Genomic DNA, 16,411 nt, shown 5'->3' with positions numbered 1-16,411 from the left:
AGCCCGCCACTCTTGGACACGGTCACCGCGGGGAGGGGGCGAGGTCGGTCCAGTACGCCGTGATCCAGTCCTGGGCCTGCGCGCGCGGGCAGGGCCCGTGCGCGGTGTCCCAGCCCTCGGGCACGTCGGCGAAGACCGGCCACAGGCTGTGCTGGCCCAGGTGGTTGACGAGGACGAGGAAGTCGCCGTCCGCGTCGAAGGGGTTGACGGTGGCGGATTCGCTGCTCATCGGGCGTGGTTCTCCAGCTCGGTCAGTCGGTCGGCGACCACGCGGGCGATCCGCGCGATCGGAACGGGGTGGGTCATGTCCTTGTGGGAGCAGGCGACGTTCGTGTTGTCGATGCGCCCGCCCACGTACGGGGTCCAGGTGTCGGGGGTGAGGGTGTCGTCGATGGTGTCGACGGTCGCCCGGAAGAACAGCACGTCGCCGTCGAAGACGCGGTGGTCGTAGGCCCGTACGAGGTGGTTGACGTGGAGGTAGATCTCGCCGAGCGCCTCGATGGTGGCGGGGGCCAGGTCGGCGAGCGGACTGCCTTCCCTGCGGAGCGTCTCGATGACGTTCGTGGTGGTCAGGGGCTTGCCTTCGAGGCTTTCGGGCCCGTAGCCGCCCATGGTGAGCAGTGATTCGAGGGCTTCGGCCTCGTCGGGGACGGGCAGCTCGCGGAAGCCCTCGGCGGGGTAGGCGTCGAGGACGGCGAGGAGTTCCACCTCGGCGCCGAGGTCCTGGAGGTGGGTGGCGATGGACTGGGCGATGATGCCGCCGGTGGACCAGCCGAGGAGCCGGTAGGGGCCCTCGGGCTGCACTTCGCGCAGGCGGGCCGTGTAGTGCGCGGCGAGTTCCTCCAGGGTGCGCGGCAGGGGCTGCGCGGAGGTGGCGGGGCCCACTCCCTGGGCCTGGAGGCCGTACAGCGGTACGTCGGCGGGGATGCCGCTGATGAGTCCGGCGTAGCACCAGCTGAGGCCGCCGGCCGGGTGGACGCAGAACAGCGGCGCCTTGTCGCCGGGCCCGGCGGGCCGCAGCGGCAGCAGGACGTCCAGGGGGTCTCCGGTGTCGCGCGCCCCGTCGTCGAGTACGGCGGCGAGGGCTGCGGCGCTGGGGGCCTGGAAGACGGTGCCGATGGACACCTCCGTGCGGAAGGCCTCCTTGACGCGTCCGGCGAGGCGGACGGCGAGCAGGGAGTGGCCGCCGAGGTCGAAGAAGTTGTCCTCGACGCCGACCGCGGGCAGGCCGAGGACCTCGGCGACGATCGCGCAGAGCTGCTCCTCGCGCGGGGTGCGCGGCTCACGGCTCGCGGTGGCCGCGGCGGGCAGGACGGGGGCCGGGAGGGCCTTGCGGTCGAGTTTGCCGTTGGCGGTCAGCGGCAGCCGCTCCAGGACCACGACGGCGGACGGCACCATGTGGGCGGGCAGGTGGGCGCCCGTGTGGGCGCGCAGCTCGGCGGGGGTGACGGCCGGGTCGGCGGGCACGACGTAGCCGACGAGTCGCTGGTCGCCGGGGGTGTCCTCGCGGGCGACGACGGCGGCGTCGGCGACGGCGGGGTGGTCGGCAAGTACGGCTTCGATCTCGCCGAGTTCGATGCGGAACCCGCGGATCTTGACCTGGTGGTCGGCGCGGCCGAAGTACTCCAGTGTGCCGTCCGCGCGCCGCCTGGCGAGGTCGCCGGAGCGGTACATCCGGCTGCCCGCCCCGCCGAAGTGGTGGGCGAAGGGGTCGGCGACGAAGCGCTCCGCGGTCAGCGCGTGGCGGCCGAGGTAGCCGAGGGCGAGGCCCTCCCCGGCGACGTACATCTCGCCGGTGACGCCGGGCGGCACCGGCTGGAGGCGGTCGTCGAGGACGTAGACGCGCAGGTCGGGGATGTTGACGCCGATGGTGCTGGAGGTGGAGGCGGCGGCGGTGCGCCGGTCGAGGGGGAAGTGGGAGACGTGCACGGTCGTCTCGGTGATGCCGTACATGTTGACGAGGGTCGGCGCGTTCTCGGGGTGCCGGTCGTACCAGTCGTCGAGGCGGCCGAGTTCGAGGGCCTCGCCGCCGAAGACGACGAAGCGCAGGGCGAGTTCGCGGCCGCGTGCCGGGTTCTCGCGGTCGGCGGCGGCGAGCTGGTAGAAGGCGGAGGGGGTCTGGTTGAGGACGGTGACGCCCTCGGTGACCAGGAGGTTCAGGAAGAGCGCCGGGTCGCGGCTGACCAGGTGCGGTACGACGACGACGCGACCGCCGTACAGCAGCGCGCCCCACATCTCCCACACGGAGAAGTCGAAGGCGTACGAGTGGAACAGCGTCCACACGTCGTCGGGCCCGAAGCCGAACCAGTGGTCGGTGGCGGACATCAGCCGGGTGACGTTGTGGTGGGTGACGACGACGCCCTTGGGGCGGCCGGTGGAGCCCGAGGTGTAGATGATGTACGCCGGGTCGCTGGGCACCAGGGGGCGGGTGAGCTCGGTGGGGGCGAGGGGGCCGGTGGGGTGCGCGTCGGCGTCGGGTCCGTCGACCGTGAGCAACGGCAGGTCGTTGGCGGGCAGGCGTGTTGCGGTGGCCGAGTCCGTGACGAGGGCCGCCGGGCGGGCGTCTTCGAGCATGTACGCCAGCCGGTCGGCCGGGTAGTCGGGGTCGAGCGGCAGGTAGGCGGCGCCGGACAGGGACACCGCGAGCAGGCCGGTGACGAGGTCGACGGAGCGCGGCAGGGCGAGCGCGACGACGGAACCGGGGCCGATGCCCCGGGCGGCGAGGAGCCGGGCCAGCTGGTGGGCGCGGGAGGAGAGTTCGGTGTAGGTGAGCGACCGGCCTTCGCAGGTGACGGCGGTGCGGTCGGGGTTGCCGGCCGCGGCCTCCTCGTAGCGGGCGGCCAGGGTGGTGGGCGCGGGCTTCTGCGCGTGGGCCGTCGCGGTGTTCCACGTGACGAGCGCGCGCCGGCTTTCCTCGGCGCCCAGCAGGGGCAGCAGGCTCAGCGGTACGTCCGGGTCGGCGGCGGCGCCGGTCAGCAGGCGGGCGAGCCGGTCGGCGAGGCCCTCGACGGTGGCGCGGTCGAAGAGGTCGGTGCGGAACTCCAGGAAGCCGGATATGCCGCCGCCGGCCGGGAGTTCCCCGGCGTTGAGCGTCAGGTCGAACTTGGCGGTGCCGGAGGGCACTGCCACCATGCGCGCGGTGAGGCCGGGGGCCAGGGTGAACTCGGTGTCCGGGATCGACTGCCAGGCCAGCATGACCTGGAAAAGGGGGTGGCGGGCCAGCGAGCGCGGCGGGTTGAGGTCCTCGACGAGCCGGTCAAAGGGCAGCGCGTCGTGTTCGTGGGCGGCGAGGGTGGCGGAGCGGACGCGGCCGAGCAGGGTGCGGAAGTCCGGGTCGCCGGAGGTGTCGGTGCGCAGTACGAGGGTGTTGGTGAAGAAGCCGACGAGGTCTGCGGTGGCGCGGTCGTCGCGGCCCGCGACGGGGGTGCCGAGCGGGATGTCGGTGCCGCAGCCGTGCCGGGTGAGGAGGGCGGCGAGGGCCGCCTGGACGGTCATGAATACGCTGGTGCCGGTGGCCCGTGCGAGGTCCTTCAGGGCCTGGTGCGCGGCCGGGTCCAGGGTGAAGGGCACCGTGTCGCCCGCGGTGGTCGCGACGGGCGGCCGGGGGCGGTCGGTGGGCAGGTCGAGCTGGTCGGGCAGCCCGGCCAGGGCTTCGCGCCAGTGGGCGAGTTGGGCCTTGGCGAGCGGGGTGGGCGATCCGGGCTCGCCGAGGGTGCGCTGCTGCCAGGCGGCGTGGTCGGCGTACTGCACCGGGAGCGGGGCGTACGTGGGGGCGTGGCCTGCGGCGCGGGCGGTGTAGGCGGTGGCGAGGTCGCGTGCCAGGGGGGTGGTGGAGGCGCCGTCGCCGGCTATGTGGTGCAGGAGCAGGAGCAGGGTGTGGGTCTCCTGTGCGCCGTCGGCGCGGCCCGCCCGGCCGGTGTGCGCGGGCTCCTGCGGTGCGCCGTCGCCGTGCCCGGTGAAGAGGGTGGCTCGCAGCGGGGGTTCGGACGCGAGGTCGAAGCAGTGCCGTACGGCGTCGGTGAGCCGCATGCCTTCGGGGGCGGTGTGCAGGGCGGGGCGGGCCTCGTCGGCGGTGAGAATCCGCTGGTGGGGCTCGTTGTCAGTGGCGGGATATACGGTGCGTAGTGTCTCGTGGCGCTCCGTCAGGTCGCACAGGGCGAGGTGGAGTGCCGTGCGGTCGAGGGGGCCGTGGAGGTCGAGGACGAGCGGGATGTTGTAGGTGGGGCTGGGGCCTTCGAGCCGGTCGAGGAACCAGAGCCGCTTCTGGGCGGGCGAGAGGGGGAGGTCGCCGGTGCGGGGTACGGGGGCCAGTGGTGTGCGGACGTGGAATTCGGCGGCGGCGTCGCGGACGTGGGCGGCGAGGGCGGCCGCGGTGGGGTTGCGGAAGACGTCGGCGAGGGACGCGGTCACGGCGAAGTGCTCGCGGATACGGGCGGCGAGGCGGCCCGCGAGGAGGGAGTGGCCGCCGAGGGCGAAGAAGTCCGCCTCGGGCGAGGGCACTTCGGTGAGGTGGAGGAGGTCGGCGAAGAGTCCGCAGACGATCTCCTCGTGCGGGGTGCGCGGGGCGGCCGGTGTGCTGTCGAGGCCGGGGGGCTGCTGTTCGGGGTCCGGCAGGGCCCGGTGGTCGAGCTTGTCGTTGGCGGTGAGCGGGAGGTGGTCGAGGAGGGTGACGGCGGCGGGCACCATGTGGGCGGGCAGCGTGAGCGCGAGGTGCTCGCGCAGGGCGGCCGGGTCCACGGGCGTCGCGTCGCGCGGGACCGCGTAGGCCAGCAGGCGCTTGCCGAGGTCGGTGTCGCGGGCGATCACGGCGGCGTGCGCGATGTCCGGGTGGGAGGCCAGCCGGGCCTGGATCTCGCCGAGTTCGATGCGGAAGCCGCGGATCTTGACCTGGTCGTCGGCGCGGCCGAGGAACTCCAGGGTGCCGTCGGCGGTGCGGCGCACCAGGTCGCCGGTGCGGTACATGCGGGCGCCGGGCTCGCCGTGCAGGGCTGCGAAGGGGTCGGCGGTGAAGCGTTCGGCGGTGAGGTCGGGGCGGCCGAGGTAGCCGCGCGCCAGGCAGGCCCCGGCGACGTACAGCTCGCCGGTCACGCCGTCGGGCGCGGGGCGCAGGGAGGAGTCCAGGACGTAGACGCGGGAGCCGCGGACGGGGCGGCCGGTCACTCCCCCGCCGGGACCGCCGCTGGGCATCCAGGTGTAGGCGTCGACGGTGGTCTCGGTGGGCCCGTACAGGTTGACGGGATGGACGCCTTCGGTGGCGCTCAGGCGGTCCCACAGGGGCTGGGCGACGCTCTCGCCGCCGACGACCACGATGCCGGGGCGGTGCCTGCCGTCGTCGTCCAGCAGACCCTCGGCGACGAGGGCTTCGGCGTAGGAGGGGGTGATGTCGAGGTAGTCGACGCGGTGTTCGGCGACGTGGGCGGCCAGCGTCGCGGGGTCGCGGTAGGCGGCGTCGTCCAGGAGGTGGAGTTCGTGGCCGTGGACCATCCACAGGAGCGGGTCCCAGGACGCGTCGAAGGCGAAGGAGGCGCTGTGTGCGACGCGCAGGCGGGGGCGGCCGGTGCGGGCGACGGCGGGCGCGATCTGGTCGCTGCCGTGACCGGCGAGCAGGTTGGCCAGCGAGGCGTGCGTGACGACGACGCCCTTGGGGCGGCCGGTGGAGCCGGAGGTGTGGATGACGTACGCGGCGTCCGTGAGGGCGGGGGCGTGCGGCGCTCCGAAGGCGGGCAGCGCGGCGAGGGCGGTGCGTGTCTCTTCGGTGTCCAGGGCCAGGGTGGGCAGGGCGTGTTCGGGCAGGGCCGCCAGGGTGGCGGTGGTGCCGAGCACGCAGGCGGGGCGGGCGTCCTCCAGTACCGCGGCGGTGCGCCGGGCCGGGTGTCCGAGGTCCAGCGGCTGGCAGACGCCGCCCGCCTTCAGTACGGCGAACAGGGCCACGATCAGGTCGGTGCCGCGCGGCAGGGCAAGGGCGACCGGTGTCTCGGCGCGTACGCCGAGGGCGACGAGCCGGTGGGCGAGCCGGTTCGCGGCGGCGTCGAGCTGGGCGAAGGTGAGCTGCGCGCTTCCGGTGGCTCCGGTGGCGCGGACTGCGACCGAGTCGGGGGTGCGGGCGGCCTGTTCGGCGAGGAGTTCGGGCACGGTGCGCGTCACGGCGGGCTCGGTGCGTCCTGCGGTGACGCGCGCGACGGTGTCGGCGTCGAGGAGGTCGAGGGTGCCGATGTGGCGCTGGGGGTCGGCCGTGAGGAGTTCCGCGAGCGCGTCGAGATAGTGGAGGAACTGCCGCTCGTGCACGGCGAGTTCGTGCTCGTCGTAGCGTCCGGCGTGGGCGTCGAGGGTGAGCCGGAAGGTGCCGCCGGGGCCGGGGCCCGCACCGAAGGCGAGGTCCTCGACGGGTCCGGCGGCAAGGTTGTGGACGACGCCGGGCAGGCCCGCGAAGTCCAGGTCTCCGTCGAACGGCTTGATGTTGACCATGGGCCCGGTCAGCGGTTCGCCGGCGCGGGTGAGTCCGAGGGCGCGGCGCAGGTCGGCCTGCGGGTAGCGCTGGTGGCGGCGGACGGCGCGCACTTCGAGCACCACTCGGCGCAGGAGGGCCGCGCCGGTGTCGGCGGGGCGCACGCCGATGCGCAGCGGCAGCACGTTGACGGTCATGGCGGGGGTGCGCAGGGCTGTGGGGCCGCGCCGGTTGGTCACCGGCAGTCCCAGTACGACGTCGTCGGCGCCGGTGAGGCGGTGGAGGTAGCCGGCGGTGGCCGCGATGAAGAGTTCCGCCCAGGTTGCCTTGACGGCGCGGGCGGCTTCTTCGAGGCGGGCCGTCGTGCCCGCGGGCAGGTCGGTGGCGCGGCGCAGCACGACGTCGGTGGGTCTGTGCCGTCCGTGCGCGGCGGGGGTGACAGGAGCGGGGCGGTCGGCGAGCCGCTCGGCCCAGAACTCGTGGTCGGCCGCGTACGGTTCGCCGCTGAGGTAGTCGGCCTCCTCCTGGGTGAGTCGGGCCAGGGTGGCGAAGGTGCGGGCGGGCGGCTCGGCTCCGGCGCTCAGGGCGGTGTACAGCTCGGCGACCCGGCGTCCGATCAGCTGGAGCGCGTAGGCGTCGACGGCGATGTGGTGGACGCGCTGGTACCACCAGTACCGGTCGTCGGCGAGCCGGATCAGTGCCTGGGTGGTGAGTGCGGCCTGCGCGGGCCAGGGGCGGGCCAGATCGGCGCGCATCCACTCCCGGGCCTCTCCCTCGGGGTCCTGGGCGGCCCGTACGTCGAGTCGGTGCAGTGTCCACCGCGGGTCGTGTGCGACCTGCTGGCGGGGCTCGCCGCCGGTTTCGGTGATCCGCAGCGACAGGGTGTCGGACTCCGCGACGGCGGCGCGCAGAGCCGCTTCGAAGTGCTCCTCGTGCAGGGCGCCGTGGATCTCGACGCGGTCGGCGGTCTGGAACACCGTGCTGCCGGGCGCGAGTTGCTGGGCGTAGAGGATGCCCGTCTGCGAGGCGAGCAGCGGCAGGTCCGCTGCGGGCGCAGCGGCTTCCCGGCCGATCTGATGCTGAAGAGGGTGAAGCATGCGTGGAACTCCCCGGAAAAGGACATCTGCCCTGCGCGCACCGAGAGCCGGGCGCGAACTTAGGTAAGCCTAAGCTATCTTTTTCCAGGTGAGAAGCAGGGTCCCCGACCGGGACACGAAGCAGCTGGACCTTCGTGGTCCGGGAGAGCAGAGGCGCCGATGAACACCCCACAGTCCCCCGCGCGCAACGCCGTTGGAGCGGACGCGGCGACGGCCGACGAGGAGCTGAAGGCGCGGTTGCGCACCGGGATCCTCGACGGCCGGGAGACGCTGCTGGCGCTCAGCAGACGCATTCACGCCGCGCCGGAGACGGCGTTCGAGGAGCACCGCGCCGCGGCCTGGTGCGCCGAAGTCCTGGCGGAGGGGGGCTTCGAGGTCACCGCACCCGCCTTCGGACTCGACACCGCCTTCGTCGCCACCTGCGGCGGCGGGCCGCTGACCGTCGCCGTCGTCTGCGAGTACGACGCACTGCCCGACCTCGGCCATGCCTGCGGGCACAACCTGATAGCCGCCGCCGGTGTGGGCGCGGCGCTCGGGCTGGCCCCGTTCGCGGACCGGCTCGGCCTCACCGTGCGAGTGGTGGGCACCCCGGCGGAGGAGCGCGGGGCCGGCAAGGCACTGCTGCTGGAGGCGGGTGCGTTCGACGGGGTCGACGCGGCGATGATGGTGCACCCGTGCCCGTTCGAAGTGGCGGAGTTCCGGTCCTTCGCGCTGGGCACGCTCTCGGTGACGTACACCGGTCGCTCCGCGCACCCGAGCCTCAACGCCCACGAGGGCCGTAACGCCGCCGACGCGCTGACCGTCGCCCAGGTGGCGCTCGGCCTGCTGCGCCAGCAGCTCCCGCCGCACTGGAAGGTGCACGGCGTCACCACCGGCGCCGGCACCCGGCCCAACCTCATCCCGGACCGGGCCACCGCCGAGTACGAGATCCGCGCGTCCGCCGCCGAGGACCTGCGGGAGCTGCGCGAACGGGTCGAGGCGTGCTTCCGCGGCGGCGCCGTCGCCACGGGATGCGAAGTGACCCTGGAGCGGCCGGAGCCCGACTACCTCGACTTCCGCGGCGATCCGCTGCTCATCGACCTGTGGAAGGCGAACGCGGCCAGGCTCGGCCGGGCCGCCCCGCAGACCCCCGAGCCCTTCGCCTGCACGGACATGGGCAACGTGTCGCACGTCGTGCCCTCCATCCACCCGGTGCTGGACATCACCGGCGGCACCGGGGCCTGCGGTCCGCACCAGCCCGGTTTCGTCGATGCGGCCGTCTCGGCGGAGGCCGAACAGGCGCTGCTGGACGGAGCGGTGGGCATGGCGTGGACGGCCGCGGACTTCGCGGCGGCCAAGTCCGCGCGCGCGTGACGCGCCGAGCCTGTGACGCGGCGTCCGCGTGACGCCACCGTCCGCGTGAGCGTGTGACAGCGCGACGGGGTGAGGGCCGGTGTCCGGGGACACCGGCCCTCACCCCGTGCCCGCCCGCCGCCTACTTGCCGAGCGCCTTGCTGATGTCGTCGATGACGGTCTGCGCCGCCAGCGGACCGCCGCGCGTCGACCACACCGAGCCGTTGACGGTGACGACATGTCCGGCCTTGACCGCGCCGAGCTGCTTGTACGCGGGCTTCTCCTGGACGTCCTTGAACGCCTTGTCGCCGTCGGCGGTCAGCGTGGAGAGGAAGAGCCAGTCGCCGTCGACCTCGTTGATCTTCTCCAGGCTGAGTGCCGGGGTGTGCGCGTTGCCGTCCTTGTCCTGCGCCTTGGGCCGCTTGAGGCCCATGTCCAGGGCGATGCCGCTGGCGAACTGCTTCTTCTCCATCCAGCTCGGGCCGTCCGGGTTCCAGCGGACGATCGAGACCTCGGCACCCTTGTTCTTGCCGAGCTTCTCCCCCGCCGCCGTGGCGTTCGCCTTGTAGTCGCTGACGACCTTCTGCGCCACGGAGAGCTTGTTGACCGCGTTGCCGACGCCCATGAGCGACAGCTGCCAGGTGTCGGTGGGCGCCATCGTGACGAGCGTGGCCGGAGTGATCTCGCGCAGCTGCTTGAGCACCTGCTCGTCCTGCATGTCCCCTGCCAGGATCAGGTCCGGCTTGGCGGCGATCACCTTGTCCATGACCGGCTGGAGGAGGTTGCCGACGATCTCCGTACCGGCGACCTTGTCGGCGAGGTAGGCCGGCGGCTTGTTCAGGCCCTGCCCGTTGGTGATGCCGACGGGCTTGAGCCCCAGGGCCAGTACGGCGTCCAGGTCCTCCTGAGTGAGGGTCACGATGCGCTGGGGGTTGGCGGGCACCTGCACCGCACGGCCGGTGGCGTCCTTCACGGTGCGCGTCCCGGCGGCGGCGTCGGCCTTCCCCTTCGCCTCCGACTTGCCCGCGTCCGTCTCCGAGCCGCAGCCGGTGACCAGCAGGGCAACCGCTCCGAGTGCGGCAACGGTGCGCACGGCACGGCGCGCAGCGGTCGTCGAAAGTCTGAGGGACACGGTCATGGGGAACTCCGGGCGTCAAATAGTGGGCATACGGGACCGGTTCGCCGGTCGCGGGACCGCGAGGGGCCCACAGGGCACTTCACAGCCGGTCACGCTGGCTAAGGTTAGCCTTACCTTATGCCCACTTGGGAGGGGTGACGTCCACACAAGATCTCGAACTCGTACCGAATCGCCGGAAAGCCGGTGCCGGGCACCTCCTGCGGGCGGCTACCCCAGGCGGTCCGGAGTGCGGGAGCCGACCGTGGTGAGCCAGGCGTCGGCGATCAGGCGGTGGCCGAGGGGGCTCGGGTGGACGCCGTCCGGGGCGAGTTCCGCCGCTTCCCGGTCCTGTGCCGCGCGGCGCAGCACCTCGTCCGCCCGGACCACCTCGGCTCCGTTGCCGTGGGCCACCCGCAGAACGGCTTCCGTACGGGGCAGCAGGTCCTCGAACCACTCCTCCTGCTCCGGGGTGACCGGGAGCAGGAAGGGCGTGATGACGACCAGCCGCGCGGCGAGGGTGTGCGCGGTGTCCGACAGGAGGCGGTCGAGGCACGCCTCGAACTCGTCCACCGGGCTGGGCAGCCCCCTGTCGTACCGCCGCCAGGTGTCGTTGATGCCGATCTTGACCGTGACGACGGTGGGCCGCAGGTCGGTGACGTCGGCGGTCCAGCGGGACGCGAGGTCGTACACGCGGTTGCCGTTGAGGCCCTTGTTGACGACGCGGGGCATGCCGCCCGGGGTGGCGGAGCGCCCCGCGTTCGCCCGGTTGCGCAGGGTCCGGGCGATCTCGCGGACGTAGCCGTTGCCGAGGGACGCGGCGTCCGCCCGGTCGCGGCCCGCGTCGGTGATGGAGTCACCGATGAACAGAAGTGTGTCGTTGTCGTCGAAGTGCATGTGTGCCGTCCTGGTGGCGTCGGAGGAACTCAGGGCTGAACCCGGGGCTGGGGAATCGGCCGTTGCGCCGCGACGCGGCGCAGTGTGCCCGCTTCGCGCCCGAGCACCGCGGGATCGTCGCCCGGCACGAACTCCAGCAGCGCTTCGATCTCCCTGCCGTGCAGCAGGCGGAACACCGCCGCCCACAGGTCTTCGCGCGCGGTCAGCGGCAGCCGGGTGTTCCCCGGCCACCAGGAGAAGGCGTGCACGGCGCCGACCCGGTCGCCGAGTTCGGCGAGCCCCGCCAGCGCCTCCGCGTCGGGGACGTCGAGCGGCGGCTGCCAGTAGGTGCGTACGTTGTCCGCGCCGACCTCGTCCAGCAGCCGGGCGGTGGAGGCGACGGTGTCGGTGAGGGTGCGCGAGTGGAACTCCGTCGCGAGTTCCAGTCCGTGGTCGGCAGCGATCCGGCCCGCTTCCCGCAGACAGGTCACGGTCGTGCGCCGCTCGTCCGGCGGGGTGTCCGCCGATCCGGTGCCACCCGCCCAGACCCGTATCCGCGGTGCCCCGAGCAGGGCGGCGGCACGGGCGACGGCCGGGAACCGGGCCAGTTCGCCGGGGGTGGCGCGGAAGTACGAGCCGTACGAACAACAGGTGAGCCCGAACCGGTCGGTGACCTCGCGGACCGCTCGGACGGTGTCGGGTTCCTCCGGTGGTGCGTGTACGTCGGCTCCCCACTCGACCACTTCCAGGCCCGCGTCCGCGGCGCTGCGCGCGACCTCCGCGGCGGGCAGGCGGCGGAAGGTGACCGAGCACAGGCCGAGCCTGGGCGCACCGGTACCGGGCCCGGCCGGCGGGCGGCCCGGGGCGTCTTCGGGCGCGCTGGGCCTGTTCTGCTCGGTCACTTCTCTGCCTTCCTGCGGTGGTCCTGCGGGAGTTGTGGTGCGGTCGGCCCGCTGGCGGGGCGCGGATGGACCGGGTCCTCCGCGCCCCGTCGGCGGGCGGCGGTCAGGGGGCGTTCGGGCCGACGTCCGCGGGGGTGAGCGGGTGCCGGAGGGCGGGGGTGGTCGCGTACTCGTCGGCGCCGATGTCGCGGGTGCTGCCCCGCTGGTCGCCGTCGATGTCGTCGGCCACCGCCGGGTCGGCCGACGTGGCGGCGCCGATCGCGGGGCTGCCCGCGGTCAGTCGCAGGACGCCGTCCTGGCCCTGGGCGAGCCGGGGGTCGGCCCGGGTGAAGCCGCCGGAGGGGATGTTGCCGTTGCCCGCGGCGCCCCACAGCATGTTGGTCTTCCAGGTGAATCCGGTGGTGGCGCCCATCGAGACGAGGCTGCCCGAGTCGCCGACCAGCAGGTTGTCGGCGACGACGACGTCCTTGGGCTCGTAGGTCCGGGTCTCGCCCGAGAGCGTGCCGGCGTTGTTCAGCAGGGAGTTGTGCACGATCACCACGCGGTCGCAGGCGTCGTTCCCCCTTCTTTCCTCCTTCGTCTCACCCGGGTGGTGGTCACGCGTGGAACCGCTGCCGACGACCATCGCGTTGCCCGACAGACCGCTGAGGTAGTTGTTGACGACGACGTGGTCGTTTCCGTAGAGGCGTATGCCGTCCTTGCCGCCGATCAGGAAATTGCCCTCCACCCGGTTGCGGTTGCCGTGCCGCAGCACGATCCCGCCGACGCTGTCGCGGACGGTGTTGTACCGGACGGTGTTGGCCGAGGACTTCACCGAGATCGCCTCGGGATCGCCGTCGCAGCGCTCGAACAGGTTGTACTCCACCGTCGCCTTGGCGTCGGACAGCGCCCAGTTGCTGGCCCCGAGCCGGACCGGCTCGCCGCCGTTGTCCCCCGGGAAACTGTGGTCGGAGAAGTGGTTCTTGAAGACGTGCAGGTTCTGGGCGATGCCGGTCGAGCCGGAGCCGTCGAGGATGAGGAAGAGGCCGATGGTGGTCTTGTCGTGGAAGTGGTTCCGGTCGACCTTCGTGCCGCTCGCCCGTACGACGAGCCAGTCCGCGTCGCCGTCGTCCGCGAACTGGAAGTCGTTCCGGGTCAGCCGGATCGACGAGCAGTTCGCGGGGATGTCCATCGTGGTGCTCTGGCGGAAGGCGAAGCCACTGACCGTGATGTTGCTCGAATTGCTGAAGACGAAGCTGTTGCCGCCGCGAAGGACGACTCCGCCACGGGTCTTGGCGACGATGGTGATCTGTGCGTCGCTGGTGCCGTGCTTGCCGGACACGTTGATCGCGCCCCCCGACGGCACCGTGTAGGTGCCGTCGGCGACGACGATCCGGTCGCCGGGGACGGCGGCGTTGATCGCGCTCTGGAGTTCGGCCAGGGAGGCGACCGGTATGTCGGCCGCCGATGCGCTCCCCGACAGCGAGGTGGACAGGGGTACGGCAGCGAGTGCTGCCACCGCGGTGCTTCTGAGGAACGTGCGTCGTTGCATGATGCCTCCTGTGCGAGCGGGAAAGTACCGGCGGGTCCAGGCCCTCCGGAGTGCGACCGGGAGTCCTCGGCGAGCGTGGGGGGTGCCCGTCGGACGGACGTACCCGGCAAACCTGCGTCCGCGGCCCGTGGGACGCACGGGCCCGGCACACCTGCGTACGCGACGGTCGCCCGTGGGACGGACGGGCCCGGCACAGCAGCCTGCGCGACGGTCGCCCGTCGGCCGGGGCGGGCCCGGCCGACCCTCGTACGCGGGTGTCGGGTGTGCTCAGACCGCCTGCGGGCCCACGTCCGCCGGGGTCAGCGGCCTGCGCCGCGAGGGGCGGCGGGAGTACTCGTCGGCGCCCACGTCCCGGAACCGGCCGCGCGGCTGCCCGTCGATGTCGTGGGTGACGGGCGGCCACCGCAGCGTGCCGGCGTCGATCGCCGGGCTGTCGGCGGCCGGCCGCAGGATGCCGTCCGGGCCGGCCACCAGCTTGGGGTCGGTACGGGTGCCGCCGCCCGCGGGGATGTTGCCGTCGGCCGCGGCTCCCCACAGCAGGTTGCCCGACCAGGTGAAACGTACGGTGTTCGCCATCGCGACCAGTTGGCCGGTGTCGGCGACGAGCAGGTTGTCGGCGACGGTGACGTCCCTGGGCTCGTGCGGGCGCTGGCTCTCCCCGGAGAGGGTGCCCTGGTTGTTGACCAGGGTGTTGTACGCGATGAGGACCCGGTCGGCCGCGTCGTTGCCGCGCCGCGCCTCCGGTGTCTCGCCCGGCACGTGGTCGCGCTCCGAGCCGCTGCCGATCACCAGGGCGCGGCCGGACAGCCCGGCGAGGTAGTTGTTGACGACGACGTGGTCGTTGCCGTAGATCCGTACGCCTTCCGTGCCCGCGACGAGGTGGTTGGCCTCCACCCTGGTGCGGTTGCCGTGCCGCAGCACGATCCCGCCGAAGCTGTCACGGATGGTGTTGCAGCGGATCGTGTTGTCCGAGGACTTCACCGAGATGGCCTCGGGGTCGCCGTTGCACCGCTCGAACAGGTTGTACTCCACGACCGCGTGGGCGCTGGACAGGGCCCGTGGGCTGACGCCGAGCCGGATCGGTTCGCCGCCGTTGGACCCGGTGAAGGTGTGGTCGGAGAAGTAGTTGCGGTAGACGTGGACGCGCTGCGCCATCCCCGATTCGCCGGCGCCCTCGATGCCGAGGTAGATGCCGAGCGTGCTCTTGCCGTGGAAGTGGTTGTGGTCGACCTTGCTGTCGTCGGCGCGCACCATCAGCCAGTGCAGGCCCTCGATGTCGGCCAGCTGGAAGTCGTTGCGGGTGAGCCTGATGTGCGCGCAGTCCGGGGGTATGTCCAGGGTGCTGCTCTGGCGGAAGGAGAAGCCGCTGAGGGTGATGTGGCGGGACGCCTCGAACACGAAGCTCTGCTCGCCGTCCAGTACGACGCCGCCGCGGGTCTGGGCGGTGACGGTGATGGGCGCGTGTGCGGTGCCCCGCTTGTTCCGGACGGCCAGGGGCCGGCCCGTGGGGACGGTGTAGGTGCCGTCGGCGACGACGATCCGGTCGCCCGGACGTGCCCGGTCGATCGCGGCGCGGAGTTCGTCCAGCGAGCCGACGGTGGCCGGGGCCGCCGTCGCGGTTGCGGTCAGGAGTCCTCCGACGGGGGCGGCGGCCAGCGCCGCCCCTGCCGCGGTGCCTCTGAGGAACGTGCGGCGTTGCATGGTGCCTCCGTGAGGTGGTGGATCGGGGCCCGGCTCAACAGCCGGCCGCGGGGTCCAGGAACAGTTCGATGACGGGTACGGGGGTGTCGGGGCGCCGGACCGGGATCTGGAGGGTGAGCGTCCCGGCGGGCTGTCCGCCCATCTCGGTGTTGACCGCGGGCCGGTCCGGGTCGATGTGGACGGGGACGATCTCGGACGCGTCGTTCAGCAGCTGGGCGTAGCGCACCCGGCCGGCGAGGCCCGGCAGGTGCAGATGGCGCGGCGGCCAGGCGAAGAGGTGGACGTAGAGCCGGTCGCCGCGCTGGGTGTACCGGCATTCGGCGGGGGCGGTGTACGGGGAGGGGCCGCAGCCGCGTACCGACCTCTCGTGCAGGTCCGTCCAGCGGCCGATCTCCGCGAGGATCGCCGTGTCGCGCGCGTCGAGTGCGCCGCGGCCGTCGGGGCCCACGTTGAGCAGCAGGTTGCCGCCCTTGGACACCCCGTCGACGAGCATGCGGATCAGCAGGTCGGCGCTCTTGTGGTCGAGGTTGTCGCGGTCGTAGCCCCAGCTCCCGTTGAGGGTCTGGCAGGCCTCCCAGAGCACGGGTCGCCCGTCCTGGGTCATCGGTCCCGAGGGCTGGTACTGCTCGGGGGTGACGAAGTCGCCGGGCAGGCCGGTGCGGTCGTTGACGAGGATGTGCGGCTGGAGTTCGCGGACCGTCTCCAGGAGCTTCGGGGAGTCCCAGTCGTCGGGCCCCTTGCCGCCCCACCAGGTGCGCCCGGCGTAGGAGAAGTCGAAGAACAGGTAGTCGACGCGGCCGAAGGAGGTGAGCAGTTCGCGGACCTGGCCGTGCAGGTAGCGCTGGTAGTCGCGGATGTCCCGGTCGGCGTGCTTCGCCTTGAACTCCTCGTCGTCGCGCTGCGGGTGGGTGCCGTCCACGGGGAAGGAGGGGTGGTGCCAGTCGATCAGCGAGTAGTAGAGGCCGACCTTGAGCCCCTCGGCGCGGCACGCCTCGACGAACGGTCCGACGAGGTCGCGGCCGTAGGGGGTGTTGGTGACCTTGTACTCGGTGTGGGCGCTGTCCCACAGGCAAAAGCCGTCGTGGTGCTTGGCGGTGAGGACGACGTACCGCATGCCCGCCGCCCTGGCCGCCCTGGCCCACTGGACCGGGTCGTAGCGGTCGGGGTCGAAGTGGTCGAAGTAGACCTGGTACTGCTCGTCGGTCAGCTCCTCCCGGTTCTTGACCCATTCGTGCCGTGCGGCGAGGGAGTAGAGGCCCCAGTGGACGAACATGCCGAACCGGGCGGAGGTGAACCAGGAGGTCTCCGGGGCTGCTGCGGCGGCCGGGGTTTCGGTGGCGTGCGCCGGCGGGGTGTCGGTGTGCGGGGTCATGCTCGATCGCTCCTTGTCGTCGCCGTCCGGTGCGGGTGCGG

Annotated in this window: 9 protein-coding genes; 1 reads left to right on the top strand and 8 read right to left on the bottom strand. The window is 72.7% G+C overall.

All coding sequences use genetic code 11. The annotated features are described in order from the left end of the window. Nucleotides 1-22: 22 nt before the first annotated feature. Entirely contained in the window at nucleotides 23-229 is a 207-nt protein-coding gene (locus ACFYVL_RS38875; protein ID WP_389253733.1) for an MbtH family protein, read from the bottom strand. Then, on the bottom strand, nucleotides 226-7,542 hold the full coding sequence (locus tag ACFYVL_RS38870) for an amino acid adenylation domain-containing protein (protein ID WP_389253730.1): 7,317 nt from the start codon (nucleotides 7,540-7,542) through the stop codon (nucleotides 226-228). Before ACFYVL_RS38870 ends, ACFYVL_RS38875 begins: the two co-directional genes overlap by 4 nt. Before the next feature lie 159 nt (nucleotides 7,543-7,701). Between ACFYVL_RS38870 and ACFYVL_RS38865 the strand changes: the two genes are divergently transcribed. Then, nucleotides 7,702-8,895: an amidohydrolase gene (locus ACFYVL_RS38865; protein WP_389253728.1), complete on the top strand. Its 1,194-nt coding sequence runs from the start codon at nucleotides 7,702-7,704 to the stop codon at nucleotides 8,893-8,895. Nucleotides 8,896-9,016: 121 nt separating this feature from the next. Here ACFYVL_RS38865 and ACFYVL_RS38860 read toward each other — a convergent pair whose 3' ends face one another. The 6 genes from ACFYVL_RS38860 to ACFYVL_RS38835 all read right to left on the bottom strand — a co-directional run bounded on the left by ACFYVL_RS38860 (nucleotide 9,017) and on the right by ACFYVL_RS38835 (nucleotide 16,370). Beyond that, complete coding sequence (locus tag ACFYVL_RS38860) at nucleotides 9,017-10,012, bottom strand: ABC transporter substrate-binding protein (RefSeq protein ID WP_389253726.1); 996 nt, start codon at nucleotides 10,010-10,012, stop codon at nucleotides 9,017-9,019. A 207-nt stretch (nucleotides 10,013-10,219) separates the two neighbouring features. Then, nucleotides 10,220-10,885, bottom strand: a complete 666-nt coding sequence (locus ACFYVL_RS38855; protein ID WP_389253724.1) for an SGNH/GDSL hydrolase family protein — start codon at nucleotides 10,883-10,885, stop codon at nucleotides 10,220-10,222. A gap of 29 nt (nucleotides 10,886-10,914) precedes the next feature. Continuing rightward, nucleotides 10,915-11,766: a sugar phosphate isomerase/epimerase family protein gene (locus ACFYVL_RS38850; protein ID WP_389253722.1), complete on the bottom strand. Its 852-nt coding sequence runs from the start codon at nucleotides 11,764-11,766 to the stop codon at nucleotides 10,915-10,917. A 103-nt stretch (nucleotides 11,767-11,869) separates the two neighbouring features. Next, on the bottom strand, nucleotides 11,870-13,297 hold the full coding sequence (locus ACFYVL_RS38845; protein WP_389253720.1) for a chondroitinase-B domain-containing protein: 1,428 nt from the start codon (nucleotides 13,295-13,297) through the stop codon (nucleotides 11,870-11,872). A gap of 267 nt (nucleotides 13,298-13,564) precedes the next feature. Continuing rightward, the gene (locus ACFYVL_RS38840) at nucleotides 13,565-14,998 is read right to left on the bottom strand and encodes a polysaccharide lyase 6 family protein (RefSeq protein WP_389253719.1); all 1,434 of its coding nucleotides are present in this window, start codon (nucleotides 14,996-14,998) and stop codon (nucleotides 13,565-13,567) included. A gap of 34 nt (nucleotides 14,999-15,032) precedes the next feature. After that, nucleotides 15,033-16,370, bottom strand: a complete 1,338-nt coding sequence (locus ACFYVL_RS38835) for an alpha-L-fucosidase (protein ID WP_389253717.1) — start codon at nucleotides 16,368-16,370, stop codon at nucleotides 15,033-15,035. Between the last annotated feature and the right edge of the window lie 41 nt (nucleotides 16,371-16,411).

The organism is Streptomyces sp. NPDC004111, assembly GCF_042874215.1.
Taxonomy (GTDB): Bacteria; Actinomycetota; Actinomycetes; order Streptomycetales; family Streptomycetaceae; genus Streptomyces.
This window is presented reverse-complemented; position numbering and strand designations above follow the sequence as displayed.